Source organism: Fodinibius salsisoli, from assembly GCF_026229185.1.
Classification (GTDB): domain Bacteria; phylum Bacteroidota; class Rhodothermia; order Balneolales; family Balneolaceae; genus Fodinibius; species Fodinibius salsisoli.
The window spans coordinates 436,647-457,505 of the sequence record NZ_JAGGJA010000001.1 but is presented as its reverse complement, the minus strand read 5'-3'; the positions used below and the strand labels follow the sequence as shown (position 1 = coordinate 457,505).

Annotated in this window: 22 protein-coding genes and 1 pseudogene; 12 read left to right on the top strand and 11 right to left on the bottom strand. The window is 45.9% G+C overall.

The genetic code is table 11. The annotated features are described in order from the left end of the window. Positions 1–23 precede the first annotated feature (23 nt). A complete protein-coding gene (locus J6I44_RS01825) occupies positions 24–464 on the top strand; it encodes a cupin domain-containing protein (protein WP_265764233.1) in 441 nt (146 codons plus the stop codon). 98 nt (positions 465–562) lie between these two features. Here the strand turns inward: J6I44_RS01825 and J6I44_RS01820 are convergent, their stop codons facing one another. From J6I44_RS01820 to J6I44_RS01795, 6 genes are all read right to left on the bottom strand, one after another. Further along, positions 563–1,123 (bottom strand): dihydrofolate reductase family protein, encoded by a 561-nt coding sequence (locus tag J6I44_RS01820; protein ID WP_265764232.1) that lies wholly within the window; start codon positions 1,121–1,123, stop codon positions 563–565. A gap of 44 nt (positions 1,124–1,167) precedes the next feature. After that, positions 1,168–1,530 (bottom strand): hypothetical protein, encoded by a 363-nt coding sequence (locus tag J6I44_RS01815; protein WP_265764231.1) that lies wholly within the window; start codon positions 1,528–1,530, stop codon positions 1,168–1,170. A 213-nt stretch (positions 1,531–1,743) separates the two neighbouring features. Further along, the gene (locus tag J6I44_RS01810) at positions 1,744–2,205 is read right to left on the bottom strand and encodes a carboxymuconolactone decarboxylase family protein (protein WP_265764230.1); all 462 of its coding nucleotides are present in this window, start codon (positions 2,203–2,205) and stop codon (positions 1,744–1,746) included. A gap of 80 nt (positions 2,206–2,285) precedes the next feature. Then, positions 2,286–3,128 (bottom strand): sigma-70 family RNA polymerase sigma factor, encoded by an 843-nt coding sequence (locus J6I44_RS01805; protein WP_265764229.1) that lies wholly within the window; start codon positions 3,126–3,128, stop codon positions 2,286–2,288. Positions 3,129–3,359: 231 nt separating this feature from the next. Continuing rightward, on the bottom strand, positions 3,360–4,124 hold the full coding sequence (locus tag J6I44_RS01800) for an SDR family NAD(P)-dependent oxidoreductase (protein ID WP_265764228.1): 765 nt from the start codon (positions 4,122–4,124) through the stop codon (positions 3,360–3,362). Positions 4,125–4,165: 41 nt separating this feature from the next. Continuing rightward, a complete protein-coding gene (locus tag J6I44_RS01795; RefSeq protein WP_265764227.1) occupies positions 4,166–4,549 on the bottom strand; it encodes a nuclear transport factor 2 family protein in 384 nt (127 codons plus the stop codon). 115 nt (positions 4,550–4,664) lie between these two features. Here J6I44_RS01795 and J6I44_RS01790 point away from each other — a divergent pair, with 115 nt between their 5' ends. The 4 genes from J6I44_RS01790 to J6I44_RS01775 all read left to right on the top strand — a co-directional run bounded on the left by J6I44_RS01790 (position 4,665) and on the right by J6I44_RS01775 (position 7,908). Then, positions 4,665–4,967: an ArsR/SmtB family transcription factor gene (locus J6I44_RS01790; RefSeq protein WP_265764226.1), complete on the top strand. Its 303-nt coding sequence runs from the start codon at positions 4,665–4,667 to the stop codon at positions 4,965–4,967. Positions 4,968–4,992: 25 nt separating this feature from the next. Continuing rightward, positions 4,993–5,829 carry an AraC family transcriptional regulator gene (locus J6I44_RS01785; protein ID WP_265764225.1) on the top strand — a complete coding sequence of 279 codons (837 nt, stop codon included), beginning with the start codon at positions 4,993–4,995 and terminating at the stop codon, positions 5,827–5,829. Positions 5,830–5,943: 114 nt separating this feature from the next. Then, a complete protein-coding gene (locus J6I44_RS01780; RefSeq protein WP_265764224.1) occupies positions 5,944–6,879 on the top strand; it encodes an NAD-dependent epimerase/dehydratase family protein in 936 nt (311 codons plus the stop codon). Between the two features lie 312 nt (positions 6,880–7,191). Beyond that, positions 7,192–7,908 (top strand): ThuA domain-containing protein, encoded by a 717-nt coding sequence (locus J6I44_RS01775; protein ID WP_265764223.1) that lies wholly within the window; start codon positions 7,192–7,194, stop codon positions 7,906–7,908. A gap of 145 nt (positions 7,909–8,053) precedes the next feature. On the opposite strand, the gene J6I44_RS01770 is transcribed toward J6I44_RS01775, so the two are convergent. The 4 genes and pseudogenes from J6I44_RS01770 to J6I44_RS01755 all read right to left on the bottom strand — a co-directional run bounded on the left by J6I44_RS01770 (position 8,054) and on the right by J6I44_RS01755 (position 11,080). Further along, positions 8,054–8,623, bottom strand: coding sequence for a Crp/Fnr family transcriptional regulator (locus J6I44_RS01770; RefSeq protein ID WP_265764222.1), 570 nt, complete (start codon positions 8,621–8,623; stop codon positions 8,054–8,056). An 18-nt stretch (positions 8,624–8,641) separates the two neighbouring features. Further along, a complete protein-coding gene (locus tag J6I44_RS01765) occupies positions 8,642–9,673 on the bottom strand; it encodes an SDR family oxidoreductase (protein ID WP_265764221.1) in 1,032 nt (343 codons plus the stop codon). Between the two features lie 140 nt (positions 9,674–9,813). Continuing rightward, a pseudogene (locus J6I44_RS01760) lies at positions 9,814–9,993 on the bottom strand (oxidoreductase); the annotation flags it as partial. A 52-nt stretch (positions 9,994–10,045) separates the two neighbouring features. After that, positions 10,046–11,080, bottom strand: coding sequence for an aldo/keto reductase (locus tag J6I44_RS01755; protein ID WP_350356665.1), 1,035 nt, complete (start codon positions 11,078–11,080; stop codon positions 10,046–10,048). A 152-nt stretch (positions 11,081–11,232) separates the two neighbouring features. Here J6I44_RS01755 and J6I44_RS01750 point away from each other — a divergent pair, with 152 nt between their 5' ends. Together J6I44_RS01750 and J6I44_RS20745 are read left to right on the top strand one after the other, a co-directional pair. Beyond that, on the top strand, positions 11,233–11,445 hold the full coding sequence (locus J6I44_RS01750) for an AraC family ligand binding domain-containing protein (protein WP_265764218.1): 213 nt from the start codon (positions 11,233–11,235) through the stop codon (positions 11,443–11,445). Positions 11,446–11,505: 60 nt separating this feature from the next. Next, on the top strand, positions 11,506–12,090 hold the full coding sequence (locus J6I44_RS20745; protein ID WP_265764217.1) for an AraC family transcriptional regulator: 585 nt from the start codon (positions 11,506–11,508) through the stop codon (positions 12,088–12,090). On the opposite strand, the gene J6I44_RS01740 is transcribed toward J6I44_RS20745, so the two are convergent. Then, complete coding sequence (locus tag J6I44_RS01740) at positions 12,083–12,694, bottom strand: NAD(P)H-dependent oxidoreductase (RefSeq protein WP_265764216.1); 612 nt, start codon at positions 12,692–12,694, stop codon at positions 12,083–12,085. The genes J6I44_RS20745 and J6I44_RS01740 overlap by 8 nt on opposite strands. A gap of 370 nt (positions 12,695–13,064) precedes the next feature. Here J6I44_RS01740 and J6I44_RS01735 point away from each other — a divergent pair, with 370 nt between their 5' ends. The 5 genes from J6I44_RS01735 (at position 13,065) to J6I44_RS01715 (ending at position 20,839) form a co-directional block, all read left to right on the top strand. Beyond that, positions 13,065–13,973 (top strand): LysR family transcriptional regulator, encoded by a 909-nt coding sequence (locus tag J6I44_RS01735; protein ID WP_265764215.1) that lies wholly within the window; start codon positions 13,065–13,067, stop codon positions 13,971–13,973. A 191-nt stretch (positions 13,974–14,164) separates the two neighbouring features. Continuing rightward, the gene (locus J6I44_RS01730) at positions 14,165–14,647 is read left to right on the top strand and encodes a MarR family winged helix-turn-helix transcriptional regulator (RefSeq protein ID WP_265764214.1); all 483 of its coding nucleotides are present in this window, start codon (positions 14,165–14,167) and stop codon (positions 14,645–14,647) included. A gap of 377 nt (positions 14,648–15,024) precedes the next feature. Further along, complete coding sequence (locus J6I44_RS01725) at positions 15,025–16,203, top strand: efflux RND transporter periplasmic adaptor subunit (RefSeq protein ID WP_265764213.1); 1,179 nt, start codon at positions 15,025–15,027, stop codon at positions 16,201–16,203. Beyond that, a complete protein-coding gene (locus J6I44_RS01720) occupies positions 16,200–19,376 on the top strand; it encodes an efflux RND transporter permease subunit (protein WP_265764212.1) in 3,177 nt (1,058 codons plus the stop codon). Before J6I44_RS01725 ends, J6I44_RS01720 begins: the two co-directional genes overlap by 4 nt. Before the next feature lie 5 nt (positions 19,377–19,381). After that, positions 19,382–20,839, top strand: coding sequence for an efflux transporter outer membrane subunit (locus J6I44_RS01715; protein WP_265764211.1), 1,458 nt, complete (start codon positions 19,382–19,384; stop codon positions 20,837–20,839). Positions 20,840–20,859: the final 20 nt, after the last annotated feature.

Genomic DNA, 20,859 nt, shown 5'->3' with positions numbered 1-20,859 from the left:
CGGTAAAAAGATTCTCTGAGTTTATGAGAGCACATACTCGTTTTTTGTTATTACTATTATTTACAGTCATTTTCCTGGATACCTTAACTGCAGATTCCTGCAACGCTCAATCATCCGATCAAAAGCTGGGAGATATTCCCGTTTTGAGGCAGGCACTTGCTGATCCCGAACTTGAAGGATATGAAATGTTCAGTAAGATACTTAAAGTACCGCCGGCTTTTACAGACACCGTCTCGCACCGGCATGATGCGGAACTCTTTGGCTACGTGCTGCAGGGCAGTGTAAAAATAAAGTTGAAAGGCAGGCCGGCTGAGGTGTTTAGCCAGGGCGAAATGTTTTATGAGCCACGCAACATCCTCCATACCTTGTTACAGAATATGGATGAGGAAAGGTGGTCAAACATTCTTTTAGTCTATATCATCAAGGAGAGAAGAGCAGACTATCGTAAAGAGTACAAGCCTTGAGATGAACAATATAAATTTCGATCTACATATAGGTGACATGAAAATGTGTTTCTTACCTATCACTACATGAGTTAAAAAACACTTTGGCAGGATGCCTATCACTTGGGCTTTTTTTGCACTTTATATGTTAAAACCGCAAACACATCGCCATGCTTTTGTACATCTACTAATTTCAGAGGTGGCGTGGTGATCTCGCGCGGCAATAACGGGGCTCCTGTGTCAAGCATAACAGGGGCCACGCTGAGGATAATCTCGTCGAGCAGGGCTTGATCATGAAACTGTCCGACCAAATCACCGCCACCGACGAGCCAGACATTCTTTCCGTCAGCTTCTTCCACCATTTTTTCATGGACGGGTGCAACCTCGCCCTGGACAAAACGGATATCTGCTCCCTCAACAGCAGGCAAATTACGCCGACTAAAGACCCACGTGGGCATATCGTAGGGCCATTTATCCGGATTTTCTGACAGGTTTTCATATTCCAGTATCCATTCATAGGTCGTAGAGCCCATGGCAATAGCACCTACTTGGCTAATGAATTGGGGATATTGGCCTTCCATACTTTCTATTTTCTCAAACTGGAAAAGCCAGTCAAGTGAATGATTATCGTCTGCGATGTAGCCATTCACGGTTGTAGCGGTAAAATATTGCGTCTTCATCCGTTATCTTTTACTCTTTATTGTGTAATTGTTTAGCTATTCCATTATTCGGGATCCTGTAACCCTTTTATTCTTAATATTTTAATCTCAGGATACTCCACGCCCCAGCCCCTCACGGTTTTCTCACCGGTACGCTTAATATCGGCTATAATTTGAATCTGATTTTTATTTTCAGGAAAATAGTCAGCATAGTCTTCCCGGGTGCCGGGCACTCCGTAGTATGTTTCATCTTCTGTCTTAAATAACATGCCAGCTCCATCAGCAGCGGGAGAGCCACTCCACAATAGCGTTCCGGCCTGATCGGAAAGAATATCTCCTGAAGCATCGGTGCCAAATAGAGAGCAGGCCTGGAAAAGCAAACCAATTCCGATGATCCAAATAACACTTCCTACATGGTTAGGTCTCATAACGATTAATTTGATATTGGAGGGTTTTGCAAAATCCTCTATTAGGTAAAGCAAGTTCAGTATATTTTAATACACATTCAACGGAGGGACTAACTATGGTTGGTACTGTCTTTTATATTAAAAATCAAGCCTGCCAAATTTTTTGACAGGCCTGAAGTTCATGAAAAGTTAAGTGGATCAGCTGAATAGAACCGATCTAACAAGACCCGCTGATTATCCAAACTGCCCTACTTCGTAATTACCGGGCGTGGGCCGGAATACCTTGTTAACCCGGTTCCAGACGTTAATTTGGGTAACAGCCAGCGTCAGGTCCGCAATTTCAGATTCGGAGAAAAACTCCTTCAGTTGATCGTAGATATTGTCACCAACATCCATCTTATTGGCATTGGTAACGGCTTCTGCAAAAGCCAGGGCTGCTTTTTCTTTCCTGGTGTAAAATGGGCATTCCTGCCAGGCTGGTAACGAGTGTAACCGTAACTCCTCTTCTCCCATATGTATGAGTTCCTTGTGATGCATATCCAAGCAAAAAGCGCAGCCATTGATTTGCGAAACACGATAATTTATCAATTCTCTTAGTTTGGGATCCAAATCTGATTGTGCCAGGTACTGGTTAACCCGATTAACACTATTCAAAAGATTGGGATTGAGATCCTGATATGAAATTCGTTCGTCCATTGTATTGTGTTTTGAAGGTTTATGATTGACTTCTACTATTAAGACAACCCAGCTCCTCAAAACGTGACAGCAAACCAGAACTAATCGATATTTTTTAATTTTTCCGGATCCAAAATATTACAGATACGCTTAATCCGTTGACCGTTCCTATCAAAATGATAGACCTGGCAAGCTTTGAGCAGCTGATCTTCATAAAAGAGCAAGGCCGGCTGGTGATTGACGATAGCTGATTGAACAATCTGTGACTGCTGGAATTTTTGGTAGACATACATCAACAGGTCCGAAACATCTGGTCTGCCATTGCAGATATGTTGTACCACTTTTACCGCTTCACCCCCATCTGCATAAAGCGCCACATCTTCGGAAAGCAGCGATTGCAACGTCTCCAGATCGCGATTTCGAATAGCTGTGAGATATTTATCAATCTGTACTGCAGGAGCATCGGCTTGGGGGATTGTGGCAGAACTTTGATCGGCACCCCGGACCTTCGACCGTGCCCGGCTCAACAGCTTCCTCGAATAGGGCACGGAACAGGAAAGCACTTCTGCAATCTCTTTATGCTTGTAGGCAAAAGCCTCTTTGAGGATAAACACGGCGCGCTCTTTGGGATTCAGCTGCTCCAGCAAAAACAGCAGAGAGTAAGAAAGAATGTTCTCCTGGATAATATTTTTGTCGGTATGATCCGTTGCCACCGGCTCGGGCAGCCACACCTCCTCAGAAGAAATCGTTTTTTGGTTTTTCTTCTTAAGATTAATGGATTGATTGATGACGGCCCGTTTCAGATAAGCTTCGGGATTATTCACTTCCGAAGTAGATCCGGAAAAATACTTCGCCATAACCTCTTGGATAGCATCCTGAGCGAGGGTCCGGGATCCGAGAATATTATAAGCGTAGGGAAATAATACATTCTGATAATTCTCCATCTTGGAAACAGTTATTTAAAAAGAGAGCTCTATATAATAAGACAATCCCAAAGCCTAAAACGTGACATTAAAGTGTGCATCTCTAAAAAGTAAAGCTGTTATCTATTCGGCCCGACCAGTTTGAATAACATGCGGCCAAATTGTTTGCAAGGATTATTCGCTTTCAATCATTTAGTAAGTTTCTATAATCAGGTCTTTGCCTCAATTCAAAAGATGGAAGAGATTATAGATTCAGGCTATATCAAAACCGCCGTCTACGGTAATAGTTTGTCCGGTAATCCAGGATGAAGCAGGGTTAGCCAGAGAAAGAATCCAGTGGGCTACCTCCTCCGGATTACCACGCCGTCCCAGTGGAATTGTGTTGCGCTCTTGTTCTTTTACAGCTTCGGCTTCTTTTTTTGAAAGCCCCATCATTTGCTCCAGTGCAGCGGTCTCGGTCGGCCCCGGTGCAATGGTGTTGACCCGTATATTTTCGGGGGCTAATTCTAAAGCCCAGCAGCGGGTCAGGTGCTCAAGGGCGGCCTTACTCGCCGCATAATGACCTATCCCCGCACTTGCTTTATGCCCAAATGTACTGGATATATTGATGATGCTCCCTTCACTTATTTTAAGGTGGGGAAGCGCTTCTTTGGCCAAAAGAGTAGGACCAGTTACGTTTGTGGTAAAAATGTCGTTGACGTCATCCGCTGTAGATTCTTCAAGAGACATAGGAAAGCCTGCTCCGGCATTGTTGACCAGTACATCTATCCGATCCCAAAGTTCAACGGCTCGCTTAATTGTTTTCGGAGTATCTTCAGGGTTGCCCGCATCTGCTTGCAAGCTTTTAATATTTTGATGTTGACTGGCCGTTTCCTCAAGCGGACCGGGCCGTCGGCCGGTGATAAGTACCTTGGCTCCTTGATCAGCGAACTGAAAGGCAGCAGCCTGGCCGATGCCAGAGCTGCCTCCGGTTATAATGATGACTTTATTTTTGAAATCTACTGATTGATCCTTCATAAGAGATTTTCGGTGTTCATTATTTTATGAGATGATATGCTTTATCCTTCACTGTCTAGTGGGATTGCAAACTCACTAACAATTTTCCACTCCTCATCAACCTTTCGCAGGACAAGATTAAACAACAAGTGCTCTTCTTGGTCATGGAGCTTCATTCGGCGCTCCACCGCCACATGTCCCACGGGCCCCGAGGCATGAGCATACCGGAAGGTAGATTCGGTGCTCAGAGGATCATCGCCCGCTTCTTTTTTGGATTTAAACAATGCGATGTTTTCGCCCTTATCCATGACACGTATTTCTTGATTCGACTCCATTTTTGCTATGCGCAGGTCGTCATGATAGATGGCATCTAGCGCTTCAATGTTATAACGCGTTGCATTTTGTATGAGTTTTTTAACTGCGTCAACAAGTTCTTGGTTAAGCATAATGATGGGGAAATTTATTGAATTAAAATTAAGACGGTATTTATTTTTATAGTTTTACGTTTGTCGAAATATAAAATATTAGAAGATAAAGAGCCAAAATCTTATTTTAAGGGTTATGAGAAAATTAGTACATCCAAATATCGATACCGTCACCCTCGCTTCGGTGCTCTATGCATTGAGTGATCCCGTTCGATTGGAGATCGTGAAAAGTTTGGCCGCCCAGCCTGACCAAAGTTGCGGAGAAATTAAGGTAGATGTGGCGACCTCTACAAAATCCTATCACCTCAAAATATTACGCGAATCCGGCATCATTATGATGTGTGCTGAAGGAAAGCAGCGCTTTGCTTCATTGAGGAGTGAAGAGCTTGACAAGCGGTTTCCAGACTTGTTGGATTCGGTCATTAAAGCGATAGAGTAGAAATCCCAACTTTTAGTGTTTCCGGATGAAGAGAGTCATATTCCAGCCGGTAAAGATCGAAAGTTATAAGACGGACTATATCGAATGTCCGCCGCAGTCTAATGCTTTTTTTGAGCTCGTTTTTGTAGAGACTGGCAGTGGCAGCAGAACCGTTGGCAATTATTCCATTCCTTTTGAGGCCGGAGATCTATTCCTGCATTTACCAAGTGAGAAAAATGCCATTACGCTTAATGAGTATTCAGTACTCCACTTCATAAAACTCCAGAAAGCTTTTTTTGATAAAAATCGTCAAGACGTACTCGAAATAACGGAATGGTTCAGCAATATTGAATTCATCTTGTCAGGGAATCATCACCAGAAACCAAATATCATCACCATTGATAAAGATAGGGATACAATCCAGAGCCTGTTTGATGTAATTTTGGATGAAGAAGACCGTTCAGGAAAGTTTTCGAGCCTAAATTTAAAAGCACTGCTATTTACGTTGTTGAATATTGTGGCAAGAAATATTTTGAATGAGCAGTCGACCAATCAACAGGCACAAGAAAAGAGCGACAAAAGCACAGATTTGTTGAATTATATTAACTATCACATTTTGGATTCCGATAAAATGTCGGTAACTCATTTGTCAGAGCAGTTTGCTATCTCTCCCAATTACTTCAGTGAATATTTCAGGAAGAATTTTGGCACGTCTTTTAAACAATATGTGCTTACTTATAAACTGAAGTTGGCTGAATCAAAGCTCAAATATACGAATCTGACAATCTCTGAAATAGCCGCTCAACTTGGTTTTACAGATGTCAGTCACTTGAATAAGACATTCCAGAAATACCAAGACAGGCTTCCCTCAGAAATTGTTTAGGCCCAATCCTGATCGCCTGTTTTTTTACCATAACTACCCCCAAAATTACTACGCAGCCTTCAGCGTCAGCTGATAGTTTTGAACAAATGATAATGAACTCAAAACTATCAGATTATGGATATTAAAGATATTTTTGTCACCGGCGTAACCGGGTATATCGGTGGATCTATTGCTCACCGGCTGCTCGAAAATGGATATAAGATAACCGGCTTAGTACGATCCGCTGACGATGTTCCAGCGGTTGAAAAACAAGGAATAAATGCGGTAACAGGCTCAATTAATGAAGTTGAAACGATACGGAAGCAGGTCCAAAATCTCGATGCCGTCGTGAATGCCGCGGATGCTGACAACCCGTTTGTTGTAGCAACGATTTTGGAAGCCCTGAGAGGGACAGAAAAAACCTTAATCCACACTACAGGCTCAAGCTTGGTGGGATCCAGGAGCCGTGGCGAAAAATCTGATATTGAATACCATGAGGATATGCCCCTTTCGCCGGCTATTGAGAAAAAAGGGCGCGTCGCTATCAACCGGTCGGTGCTATCCTATGCAGCAAGGGGGATGCGGCCAATTGCAATATGTCCACCTATGATTTATGGCCAAGGACTGGGTATTAAAAAAGAAAGCATACAGGTGCCCTGGCTGATTGAGTTAGCCAAAGAAAAGCAGCAGGGTGCTCACATTGGCAAAGGAGCAAACAGGTGGTCGCATGTGCATATCGATGATCTGGTCGATCTTTATTTGTTGGCCATGGAGCAAGCACCGGCTGGATCATTCTTTTATGCTGAGAATGGAGAAGCATCCCTCAAAGATATTGCCCAAGCTATTGGCCGTATGTTGGATTTGGGCGATGAAACCACGTCTATTTCCATTGATGAGGCTATCGATCGATGGGGGCCTGAAGCCGCCCATTTTGCTTTTGGAGCCAACAGTCGGATCAATGCCGATAAGGCACGAAAATTGCTGGGTTGGAATCCCAAACACCGTTCTATCTTGGACGATATTGAGGAGGGCTCTTACAAACAGAAACATAATCCGAGAAAATTTAAATGAAACATGCTGTAGCCTAAGGAGTTAAACAGTTGATACCTTCTTTGATCCCTCATCACTTCTCAAGCAATTAAGGGCTAAGTTCAGAATTTAATTTTTATTCACCATTTAATCTTTTACTATTTCAAACAAACCTATAAATGGTATATTATCACAATTAAAAATGATTGAATTTTGCCCGAATCATCGTAGATTAAGTGGAAGGCTATCACCCCTTCTATTACATAAACATGTATAACCACTTGTATAGAAACACTTTTAGTAGAAATGAATAACAGCTCTCTTCTTTTGTCTTTGCTGGTACTGTTTTTTTTAATGGCAACAGCACCTTCAGCGAATAGTCAGGACTCTCCGATAAAAGCGCTACTTATTACAGGTGGTGGCTGGCATGATTATGAAGCCCAGGAAAAACTACTCACAGAAGGCATCAAAAAGCGGCTGGGCAGCCAGATCGAATGGACGGTTATCCATGAAGGTGAGGGAAGTCCTGCGCATAAAGTATCAATATTCGAGCAGGCCAATTGGGCGGATCAATACGACGTAGTAGTCCATAACACAGGCTTTGCCCGTATGCGGGATGGCGATTTTCTGGCTCGGTTCGTTGAAGAGCACAGGGGTACGCCAGCGGTGCTTGTTCACGCAGCAATCCAGAGTTACCGCTATGCCCAGCCTGCCGATCCCTGGTTTACGTTTATGGGCTACCAATCGATGGTTTCGGAAGATGAAAGTAGACCGGAGATTGAAAATATGGCTCCCGACCATCCCATTATGAAAGGCCTGCCCAAAACGTTTGCTATCCCGGAGGATGAAGTTTTTATTGCCGAGAAAATATGGGGAGATATCACCCTGCTGGCGCGAGCTTATGGCGAAGAAACAGGAACCTATCAACCCGTTACCTGGACCCACGAAGTTGATAGTACACAAACACGAGTTTTTGCCACTACATTGGGACATCATAACGAGATATACCGGCAGGAAGAATTTTTAAACATGGTTTCAAATGGTATTTTATGGGCCGTGGAGCGGCTATAAGTGCATCTTAATTGACTATCTGTAGCCTGATCATTAAAGGGTTACTGATGAAATACCGGGCAAGAACGGTATGAAATATTATAGTTTCTTTGTAAATGGACGACAGCGCTCGAAGAATCAGTGGATAGATAAGCAGTTATAAGCCTCATGCTAATTCCCGACGTATTCTGCTGAGGGATTGCGGGGTAATTTGCAGGTAGGAAGCGATGTATTGCTGAGGGACTTTCACAGCCAGATTGGGATATCTGTTTATGAATTCGAGGTATTTATCTTTGGCAGAGCCAAAATGCAGGAATTCATTATCCTTTATTTTGTTAAGGAGCGCCGCCTCGGTTAAACTTTTAGTGAGAATGTAAAGCTTTGGGACTTCCTCACAGAGCCTGTGCCAGGTTCTGCGCTGAATAACCAAGGTCTTGCTTTGCGTCACAGCCTGGATGGCGGAACTGCTGGGTTCATTCTCGTAAAAACTTTCGATTTCTACAGCAAACTGGTTTTTTCGAATAAAGTATTTCGTTGCTTCCTCCACATCACCCCCAACGGTATAGGCCCGAAAAATTCCTTCATCCACAAAACCAATACGGTTGGACCTCTTGCCGATGGACAGGAAATGATCGCCCGGATTGTAGATCTTGGCTTCAAAGAATCCCGCTACATATTCCAGCGCTCCATCAGATAGAATGCCTCCAAAGCTCAGGGCGTTAATCAGGTTTTCCATAGTTATTAGCAATAAGATTTATGCCAGTTCCAACTTGTTGATGCTTTTGGCACAGGAGAGTACGGCTTTGCGGTTGGGTAACGGCTCCCAACCTAACAAATTTTTAGCTTTCGAGTGATCAACTTTTCGTTCCACTCCCAGATCGATGAGCACCGGCTGGAGTGAAGCATCAAAATAGGAGAACAGTTGAACTAAGAAGTTAGGCAGTGTCCGTTTTGGGATTTTTTTGTCAGGATACTCCTGCCGTAGCATATCGGCTATCTCTTTTAATTTTAGAAACCCAGCCGAGCCAATAAAGCGTTCGTTGGCAGCTTCAGGGTGTTCCATCGCCCGGATCTGCAGGTCGGAAACAGATCGTACATCCACAATGTCAAAGCCGAGGTTGGGCAGGGCAGGCATGCTGCCATCCATCACTTTTATGATGATATTGGCTGAGGTTCCGAAATCCTTCTCTAGTACCGGCCCGAGTATAGCGCCCGGACAGACGGTTGCCAGTTCCATTTCACTGCGATCTTGTTCCATGAATTGCCAGGCGGCCTTTTCGGCGATGGTTTTGCTGCGAAAGTAAGGGGTTGTATCCTCTGTATTTTGGATGTTCGTCCAGTCAGATTCGGAATACATACCGCCACGATTACCGTTCGTCCTGCCGTAAACAATGGAACCGATTGATGAAGTGAGCACCACTCTTTTTACATTATGGTCCGCCGCGGCTTTGAGTACATTTAGGGCACCGTTTTTGGCCGGGATGATCAGGTCGTCTTCGTGGTCCGGGAGCTCTCGTGGAAAAGGAGAGGCGATATGTTGAACGAAATCCATGCCGGGCATTAGCGTATCCCAAACCTGGTCATCTGTCAGATCGGCTTTGGCGAAATGCAAACGGTCCATATGCGAAGTATGCCGGCCGATTATCTTTTTGATACTTTTCGCCCGGTCCATACTTCGCAGTGTGCCGGTGACTTCATATCCTTTTTCCAGCAGTTGAATAGTCGTGTGTGATCCCAAGAATCCGGTAACCCCGGTGAGGAGCACTTTGTTTGGTTTACCTTCCATAGTGTTGGTTAGCTTAGAATTAAAATGACACTACCAAGATAAAGACCAGAGCAGTCTTTTCTTTTAACATTTGGTAAGAAATGGCGGTTTATTGGGGTAGCTGAACATAAATTCAATGAATGCTATACCCAAAAAGCAAGCCTATGACTGATTTGTGTACCTTCGGTTATAACCAGACCGGCATCTGCTCGCTGTTGATAATAACGAGCCATCAGATCAGTTGGGATATTGCCTTTGCCTGCCCGAGAACGAGTCATGGGCGGCATCACAATTCGGTTTTTTGTTTCGTAAGGTCCTAATGAATGAGAAGTAAATAGAATATTGGAATCGCTACTCATAGGATAAATGATTTTATTGAATTTTGATGGGAGGTTAGACTAACGGCGGATTAAGCTGCCTAAATCCTTCCTGTCGCCGGTAGGGCCAGTAGGGATAAGCGGCTGTTTTCTTGCTGACTTTATCCAGCCGGGATACCTGGTCGGAAGTAAGATTCCAGCCGACTGCCCCGAGATTATCTCGCAGCTGTTTTTCATTTCGGGCACCGATAATTATTGATGAAACCGTGGGTCGTTGAAGTAACCAGTTGATGGCAATTTGCGGAATCGACTTGCCCGTCTCTTCCGCAATTTCATCCATAACATCAACCACATCATACAATAACTCCTCATCGACAGGGGGCCCGGCATCGGCAGTCTTATGCAGGCGGCTTTTTTCAGGTAGCGGCTGGTCGCGGCGGATTTTACCGGTCAGACGTCCCCAGCCCAGCGGACTCCAGACCATCGCGCCAACACCTTGATCTTGGCCCAGCGGCATGAGTTCCCACTCATAATCTCGTCCCACAAGTGAGTAATAGCTTTGGTTGACAACATAGCGCGGGTAACCGTACTTCTCTGAGATGGCAAGTGATTTCATCAGCTGCCAGCCCGAGAAGTTAGAGACACCCACATAGCGCACTTTGCCGGCGCGAATCAGACCATCAAGCGTGGCAAGGACTTCTTTGATCGGGGTTTTTGCATCAAAAGCGTGGATCTGTAGCAGATCGATGTAGTCGGTTTGGAGGCGACTCAGGGAAGCATCTACGGCTCGGAGCAAACGAGATCGTGAGGGCCCGGCATCATTGGGACCTTCACTCATGGGCAGGGTTGTTTTGGTGGAGATCATGAGTTGATCGCGTCGCCCTTTAAGAGCTTGGCCCAGGATTTCTTCTGAAGCCCCATTAGAATAGACGTCCGCCGTATCAAATAAATTTACACCCGCCTCCAGGCAGATGTCGATTAACTTGCGTGCTTCGGCTACAGTAGTATCGCCCCAGTGACTGAACAGCGGTCCCCGTCCGCCAAAGGTTCCGGCTCCAAAGCTCAGGGCAGGCACTTTCAGTCCCGACGCGCCAAGATTTCGATACTCCATATTGTTGTCAGATTGTGAATCCATTTTTATGTAAGTTTTGTTTGCAGATTCTGATTAAAACTGTCACCACGCAGTGTCGTACCTCAATAAACGGCGCGAGGAAATGCCGACCGTTGTATAATTTTGATATCCTTTTGTAAATAGACAGCAAAATGAAGCGATACGTACAGTTTGATCCTTTCATCATTGAAGATTTTGAGACGGATAACTGGGATCACCCGAAACACCGGCATAACCATTTTGAAATTATCTTCATCATGTATGGGAGCGGAAAGCATATTGTTGATGAGCATAAAATGGATTATACGAGTGGAGATCTTTTCTTGCTCCGGCCAGAAGATTTTCATGAGTTTAAAGTCGATTAAACCACGCGTTTTATCTACTTCAAGTTCACACAGCTATATGTTTCCAACAATACATTTCAGGTGCCCGAACACTGGAATCGAGAGATAGACCTGCTTCTTCGAAAGTCACAAATATCCCACGGGAGCCTCATTAATTCTGCCGAGGACATAGCGATGACCCGTAAGCTAATGGAGATGATATCCATGGAATGTCGCCGGTCTGCAAAGCGGTATAAAGAAACCATTTTTCAACTATTCTCAGTGATACTGACGCTGATCAAGCGCAATCAATCACGGCCTCATAAAATTTCTGGGGAGGATGATACCTCAAAAATAGAATCTATACTGTACTACATAGAATGCAATATTCATGATCCTGATGCTTTGAATACAGAAAATATGGCCAATCAATTTTATTTATCCCAAAACTATATCGGATCGTATTTTAAGCGAAATGTTGGCACAACCCTGAGTGATTATATTGGTGAATATCGGTACAAATTAATTGAACAGCGGCTCCGCTATAGCCAAGACTCCATCAATGAAATTGCAATGGATTTTGGCTTTTTCGATGCGAGTCATTTGAACAAGTTTTTTAAAAAGTATAGCGGAGAAAGTCCTACCGATTACCGGATGCAATTATCTGGGGCTAACGCGACTAACTAATTGCGGCATGTTGGGCAGCAAAGGTATGTTTTAGATGGATTTTGTATTCTTTTTTAAAGGTTTCCATCTCCCCATTTTTAACAATGTCATGAAAGTGGAAACTTTCCAATTTTTCCATACCGAGGTAAGCGTTCATTCGATGAAATCCAAACATCGGACCTTCATCCACACCTTTTTGCATAAAAAATTCGTCGGGAATGGTGAAGGCGCCTTTCGGGGCATTCCAGCTGGTGGTGAGCATGTATTTTTTATCCGTTAAAAGTCCGCCTGTGCCGTAATTGATCTCTGGATTTTTTGACGAACGCCCATCGTTGGTCCAGATGCCGTTGTAGTGCCCCTCGCGGAATACCACATCAAAATATTTTTTAAGTCCGTGAGGAAGTTGAAACCAATAAATGGGCGTGTGGTAGATGATGATATCAGCATCAATAAATTTGTCGACTTCGTCCTCCGGGTCATAGGGCTCGTCGGTATGAGTGACAATGACGTTACAGCCTTCAATTTCGGTAAAAAATGAGGCTGTAACATCTGTAATTGTCCGATTGAATTTTCCTTTGGCATGAGCAAATTTTTGCCCTCCATTGATGATAAAAACGTTTTCCATGGGTGTTTTAGGTAAATTTTAGGATTATAGCTGTCTGTTATGCACTACTTCAATCGGGCTAAGCTTTCATAAGAGAACACTGGTAATTTAGTTATTGAGCAACCATCCGATAACGACTTGCAGTTAGCGGCGTTATCGCTATTAGGAGCTTTCTCTCTGTTGTTAATCTTTACTTCAGCAGCTTCTGTTCGGTTATCAGAGTTGTTGAATTTTGGCATTGTAACGACGATTTCATTTTTGCCAGAGTGTCACCCGGCAATCGGTTTTGTTTCTGATAACATGATATCAGTCGCATATGTATGAATAAAATGAATTGTTTTTATATTTTGGTTGAAAATAATTAATAGGTAAGCGATCAAATGTTGAACTCATGGAGTTACGCCACCTAAAATTAGTCAAAGCTGTTTCCGAGGAAGGAAGCCTTACCGGTGCAGCAGAGCAACTGCATCTGTCACAATCTGCGCTCAGCCACCAGTTGCGAAAGCTGGAAGAAGAGTTGGGCGCATCGGTTTTCAATCGGATTAACAAGAAGCTTGTATTGACACAGGCCGGGGAAAAGGTACTGGAATCTGCCCGAAAAATTCTGGATGAACTCAGCAAAACGAGAAGAGAAATTGCTCAACTGATGGATGGAGAATCGGGTTTGATTCGCCTGAGCACCGAATGTTATACCTCCTATCACTGGCTGCCACCCATCATTAAGGCGTTTAATAAGCGGTATCCCAAAGTAGAGATAGAAATTAAGACGGACAGTGATACGTCAACGATAAAAAATCTTTTGGAAGGAGAACTGGATGTGGCACTGGTGCATGAGGCGGTTAAAGATTCGAATATCCGGTATACAAAGCTACTGGATGATGAGTTGGTCACTATTTTTAATGCCGATCACCCGTTCAGTGAGAAGGAGGTCGTTCTTCCCAGCGATTTTAAAGAGGAGACGCTGATCACCCACTCCAAAAATTTTGAGTCCAGTACGCTGAACCAGAAAGTTCTAAAAAGATATAATATCACGCCTGCAAATATTACTTATGTACAGCTGACCGGAGCCGCTTTGGAGATGGTACGGGCCGATCTTGGTGTCACCGTTATGCCCTACTGGATGGCCAGTAATCACCTGAACCACACAGCATTAAGCTACCTGCCATTGACAAGACAAGGACTTTTACGAAAGTGGAAAATCGCTACACTGAAAGATCAGCACACTCCGTCATATATCCGACACTTTACCCAGTTATTAAAAGAAAAACAGCAGCAGATTTACGATCGTTTTGAAGAATAGTCCTAGGAGATACTACGATTGTGGTTTATGATGATGAAGGCAAAATAGGGTATTAACCGGCTTTGGATACGTTGAAAGCAATATTTATCGCTTAAATGGCGTTTAACGAATCCAGCGTAAGTGACGAAATGATTAGCATTGAAAAATAGTTTAATATTAAGTAGTATTTATTCTAAACAGACTCAGTGCATATGGGGCAATTTATAAAAAATAGCGAATCGACCAAGGTAGAACGAGAAACCATCCATAATTTATTGGAGGCAGCTTGTTCTATTCGGCATGATCTGGATTCCATCTCCTCCGATTTTGGGATCAGCCGATCACAACTGGGCGTCTTGTATATCCTGAAAGAAGCCCATCCGGAAGGTCGCTCCAGAGGAGAAATTATCGACGGCCTGGTGGATACCTGTCCTGATGTAACCCGCCTGATTGACCGCCTGGAAGATGAAGGATATGTAACCCGCTACCGTTGCGAAAAAGATGCCCGCGTTTCAATTGCCAAAATTACTGATAAAGGTATCGCTATCTTTGACAAAGCACGTGAAGCTTATATTGGTTACCTGGAACGTATGGGGCAACTTTTTACCGAAGAAGAGTGTGATATTATGTCTGATTTCTGCAAAAAAATAAGTAAAGAGATGACCCGAAGTAAAGCACTTGAAAAATCAGCTTAAAAGGTTCAGGTTTCCACAGTTTTTAATTTTGTTTATCCATTCTTTCTTCCCTTTCCTTCCTGTGAGATCCAGTCGATAAATTTTGTAGAGTAGTTAACCAACCGCTGTATTAACCGAGAGAGTGCTCTTCACTTTTTTAAGGATAGGTTAATACAAAAATAGAAGTCACGAACTGGACAAAATAGCCCTTCATCAATTTTTACAATGACCCCAATAGACATAAAAAATAATTATGTGTTGAAACAAAGTTTGTTGCAACATATATTGTTCGAACACATAATTGGCGGCAATAGTTTGTTGCCTGCACACTTTTTTAATTGATAATCTTAAAGCTCATGCCGTTTTACAGCAGAAAAACATCAACAGAGAGTTTCACTATGAAAAATTCAATCTTATCCAAATTACAATTTGTTCTTGTTGGAGTGGCAATTGTTGTCATGGCGAACAGCTGTAGCAGTTCAGAAGGACAGCAGGCCACTCCTCCTCCACCCACGGTAACCGTTAGTGCTCCGCTGGAGGAAGCTGTGACACAGTATGATGAATTCACCGGCCGTTTTCGGGCGGTTGAACGTGTTGAAGTTCGTGCCCGGGTCGATGGATATCTGGAAGAGATAAAATTTGAGGATGGTCAGCTGATAGAAAAAGGTGATGTACTTTTTGTCATCGACCAACGTCCGTACAAAATTGCGCTGGAGCAGGCGCAAGCCGATCTTGAAAGCGCCCAGACACGACTGGAGCTTGCCCAGAAAGAATTGGAGCGAGCCCAGAACCTCCGGGCAAGCGGTGCGGTTTCTCAGGAATTGATTGACCGTAGAAACCAAGAGTTTCTGTCGGCCCAGTCTGCCGTTTCTTCGGCCGAGGCTTCGGTTCATTCTGCCGAGCTCGACCTTGAGTTTACGGAAGTCAAAGCGCCCGTTTCCGGCAGAATAAGTGAGAACTTTGTCAGTGTGGGTAATCTCGTGAGCGGAGGACTTTCCTCGGCTACGTTGCTTACAAGGATTGTCTCTTTTGACCCCATTTACTTCACTTTCGAAACCAGTGAAAATAAGCTGATTTCTTATATGAAAAATCAATCATTTAAAAGTAATCTGGCGACTATTCAGGATAGTGGTCAGTGGATGCAGGCCAAACTACTGGGCGAAGAGCAATTCACCCATCAGGGAAAGATAGACTTTATCGACAATGAAATTGATCAAAGCACCGGAACGCTTCTGGTACGGGCGATCTTTCCCAATGATAGCTTACAGTTGACGCCCGGAATGTTTGCCAAGGCCCGTTTTTCGGCGACGGGCCGGCACCGCGAGTTGCTGGTCCCTGACAAGGCTATTGCCAGCGATCAGTCGCAGCGCTTTGTGCTTACGGTTGATGACAGCAGCAAGGTAAGCCGCAAAGTTGTGGAAACCGGTTCGCTGCATAATAATCTGAGGATTATAGAACGGGGTCTTACCAAAGCCGATCGTGTCATTATCAACGGAGCAAGTAAAGTGCGCCCGGGACAAACAGTGAATATTAATCAAGATGAAATTGCACTTGTTGCAGAGGATCAACAACGATGAAACTTCCGCATATTTTTACAGATCGCCCGATTCTTGCCACCGTACTTTCGCTGGTCATAATCATTATCGGAACATTATCTTATTTTTCACTGCCGGTCAATCAATATCCGGATATCGTTCCCCCCACAATTGAGATACGAGCCTCTCTGCCGGGTGCCAGCGCAAAGACCGTTTCAGAAGTCGTTGCTACGCCCCTGGAGCAGGAGATCAACGGGGTGGAAAATATGATTTACATGCAGTCTCAGGCAACGGATGATGGAAATCTGACCATTACCGTAACCTTTGAACTGGGCACCGATATTGATGATGCCCAGGTACAGGTTCAAAACCGGGTAGCCCGCGCTGAGCCCCGACTGCCACAGCAGACACGCCAGCTGGGCGTGACTACTTTAAAAAATTCGCCCAACTTTTTGATGGTGGTAAATTTGCTGTCACCGGATAAGAGTTACGACCAGTTGTACATCTCAAATTATGCCACCCTCCGCATCCGCGACCAGCTGTCTCGTATCGACGGCGTTGGTAATGTGATGGTCTTCGGGGGTAGCGAGTATGCCATGCGTGTATGGGTTGATCCCGATCGTATGACGACACTGAATATTACTTCCGGTGATGTGTTGGGAGCTCTGCGTGCTCAAAATGTGCAGGTAGCGAGTGGTAACCTCAACCAGGAGCCCAATAATGCGGAGGGTGGAGCCTTCCGGATTAATGTGCAGACGCAAGGGCGACTGGAATCAAAAGAGGAATTTGAGCAGGTTATTGTTAAAGAAGAAAACGGGCGAATTGTCCGGTTGGAAGACATCGCCCGGGTTGAGCTCGGCGCCCAATCGTACACTACCCGCAGCTATCTGGGCAAGAATCCAGGAGTAGCCCTGGGTGTCTTTCAGCGCCCCGGTTCCAACGCCATTGAAGCCGCAGATGAGGTGTTGGCGAGAATGGAGGAATTTTCGGAAGATTTTCCAGCCGGACTGGAATACAAGGTATTGTACAATCCGACCGAATACGTAGAGCAATCTTTGAATGAAGTGTACCGCACGATTATCGAAGCAATCATCTTGGTGGTTATCGTCATCGTTTTGTTTTTGCAGTCGTTCCGGGCATCTATCATCCCCATCCTGGCTATCCCTATCTCGCTGATCGGGACCTTTGCCATCATGAATTTGCTGGGCTTCTCGCTCAATAACCTGACGCTGTTTGGTCTCGTGCTGGCTATCGGTATTGTGGTGGATGATGCCATTGTCGTGGTCGAAGACGCTGCCCGCAATATCGAGGAAGGCATGAGCCCGCGGGAGGCGGTCCACAAAACGATGGATGAAGTCGGCGCGGCGCTGGTCTCCATGGTATTGGTGTTGGCGGGTGTGTTTATTCCCACGGCCTTCTTAGAGGGCATCTCCGGACAGTTTTTTCGCCAGTTTGCCCTGACGATTTCCACGGCTACGCTGTGGTCGCTGGTGGTTTCACTGACGCTCACCCCGGCTTTAAGTGCCCTGATTTTGAAAGACGAGTCGAACGTTAAGCGCTCAGGACTGCTTAAACCCGTAGACTACCTGTTTGGAAAGTTCAACAGCCTTATGGACCGGCTCTCCGGGAAATATGCATCGGTCGTTGAGAAGGGCGTCCGACGGGAGCGATCGGTCTTGCTGGTCTACCTGGTATTGATTGGGCTGGCCTTTTTCCTCTTCAACCGGCTGCCCGGTGGATTTATCCCTCCCCAGGATCAGGGGTATTTTATTACGGTTGTGCAGCTTCCGCCGGGGGCTTCTCTGGATCGTACCGATGCGGTGGTACAACAGGCGACCGACAAGTTTTTAGACATTGAGGGGGTAGAGAACACCATTGCCTTTACCGGCTTATCCGGGGCCACATTTACCAATGCTCCAAACGAAGCGGTGATCTTCCTCCCGCTCGAAGATTTTTCTTATCGAGAGGAGCATGGCATTGGATTTGGTCCTTTACTCGGCCAGTTGAACCAGACCGCCGCGCAAATCCAGGAGGCCAATGTGTTTGTCATTCCACCTCCACCGGTGCAGGGTATTGGGAATGCCGGCGGCTTTAAAATGATGGTCCAGGACCGGTCAGGTGTTGGCTCGAAGGCATTGGATGAAGCCACGAAAAAACTGGCAATGGCGGCCAACCAGGATCCGGCTATCGTCAATGCTTTCAGAACCTTTGGCACCAATACTCCCAAAATATTTTTGGATGTGGATCGAGAGCGTGCCGAACGACTGGGCGTGAATGTTTCTGATCTTTTTCAAACCCTGAATTTAATGGTCGGATCTTCGTACGTCAATGACTTTAACTACTTGGGGCGCACCTATCAGGTTACGGCACAGGCGGATGCGTCGTATCGAAGTACACCATCCGACCTGCTTAACCTGAGGGTTCGCAACGATCAGGGTGGGATGGTTCCCCTGGGCTCGGTCTCGGATGTAGATCAAACTACAGGCGCGCCGCGGGTTCCCAGGTTTAACTTATTCCCTGCAGCAGCCCTGAGTGGCGAAGCTGCGCCTGGTTACAGTACCGGCGAAGCCTTGGACCAGATGGAGAAACTTGCTGCCGAGACCCTTCCGCAAGGTATCAGCTATGAGTGGACGGAGCTGGCCTACCAGGAAAAACAGGTTGGCAATATGGCGATCCTGGTATTTATTCTGGCTGTCGTATTTGCCTTCCTGATCTTGTCAGCTCAGTACGAAAGCTGGCTGCTGCCGCTGGCCATCGTTCTCATCGTCCCGATGTGTGTGCTCTCGGCTGCTATTGGGCTGGGACTGATGGGACAGGATGTGAATGTGCTCACACAAATCGGTTTGGTTGTGCTGGTAGGACTGGCCAGTAAAAATGCGATTCTGATTGTTGAATTTGCCAAACAGATTGAAGAAAATCAGCAGGTAGGTCGATGGGAAGCTGCCGTGCAGGCCGCTAAGATTCGCCTGCGTCCCATCCTGATGACCGCCTTTGCGTTTATCCTTGGCATGATTCCTCTGCTGATATCTACCGGCGCGGGATCGGAGATGCGATTTGCCATTGGCCTGACCGAGTTTGCCGGTATGTTGGGCGTTACACTACTGGGCTTATTTCTGACCCCCGTTTTCTATGTGGTGGTGCGAAGTTTGGCCAAAGATCAGCGTAATACCCGGCCTCCAACCCCTGCTATTGAATCATCAACTTCAGAAGAATAATTGATATGTATCGAATCAAAAACAGTAACATCGTATTAATCCTCACTGCTGCTATATTTTTAGCTTCTTGCAGCGTGCGGAATTATCAAGAGCCTTCGTCATCCTCGATGACGGATCAGCAGCGGTATGAGCTGGAGCAAAGCAAGCGATTTGAAGTGGCCGAGCCGGTAGAGGACTGGTGGAGCCGGTTTGAGGATGAAACGTTGGACTCACTCGTGAGTCAGGCACTCAATCACAACCTGAATATTGCCGTGGCCGTGGCCAATGTGCGCCAGACCCGGGCCCAGCTCCGTGAAAAAGGTTTTGAGCTGTTTCCGATTGTGCAGGCCGAAGGTGGATATAGCTGGCAGCGGCAAAGCGAGAAATCCGGCGTCCCAATCGCCGATCGTAACATTGAAACGTATGACGTCGGTCTGAGTGCTTCCTGGGAACTGGATTTATTTGGACGAGTCTCCCAGCGTAAAAAAGCAGCTAAAGCCACTTATCAGGCGAGTGCTGCTCAACTGCGGGGAGCTTATGTGAGCGTAGCTTCTGAAGTGGCTTTAAATTATATGCAATTGCGGGGTGCCCAGCATCGGCTGGATGTCGCCCAACAAAATGTTGAAAATCAGCAGGAGACCTATGAATTGAGCAAGCAGCTTGAAACAAACGGCAGTGGTTCCGAGCTGGATGTGTCACGCTCGCGTGCACAACTGGAACTCACAAAATCCACGATACCACCGCTCAAGGCGCAGGTTCAAGAGGTGATGAACCGCCTGAGCGTACTTACCGGGCAAGCTCCATCAACATTACATGGCTGGTTGGAAGAAGAGCAACCCCTGCCTTCCATTCCACTGTCGGTTGCGGTGGGTAAGCCCGAACAGATGTTGCGGCGGCGCCCGGATATCAGGGAGGCGGAGCGACAGCTGGCCGCTTCCGTAGCCCGTTATAACGTACAGGCTGCTGACTATTTTCCCCGCGTAAGTATTTTGGGGAACCTCGGGTTTATCGCTACCACGTTCGGGGACCTCTTCTCGGGCGGAGCCTTAAGCGCGGCAGTGGGTCCCTCTATTAGTTGGTCGGCTTTCGACCTGGGTCGGGTTGATGCTCGTGTGGATGCGGCTGACGCTGAAACCGAAGCACGCTTAGCCACGTACAGGCAGGTAATATTGCAGGCATTGGAGGAGGTATCCACTGCGATGTCTGATTTCAGCCGGGAAGAAGAACGGCGCCGCCGGTTGACTACTGCAGCCCGATCCAGTGCCAAAGCGGCCGAGCTCGCCCGTCAGCGATATGAGGCGGGCATCGACAGCTTCCTGGATGTACTGGATGCCGAACGCCAATTGTTGCAGGCCCAGGATCAGCTGGCCATTAGCGAGATTCAAGTAGCCACCGATTTGATTCGGATTTACCGCTCGTTAGGCGGAGGATGGCAGGTAAGTAATCAACAGTATGCGGACCAGCAAAATGTTAAGAAGCAGTAACGAAAATATCTTAAGATGGT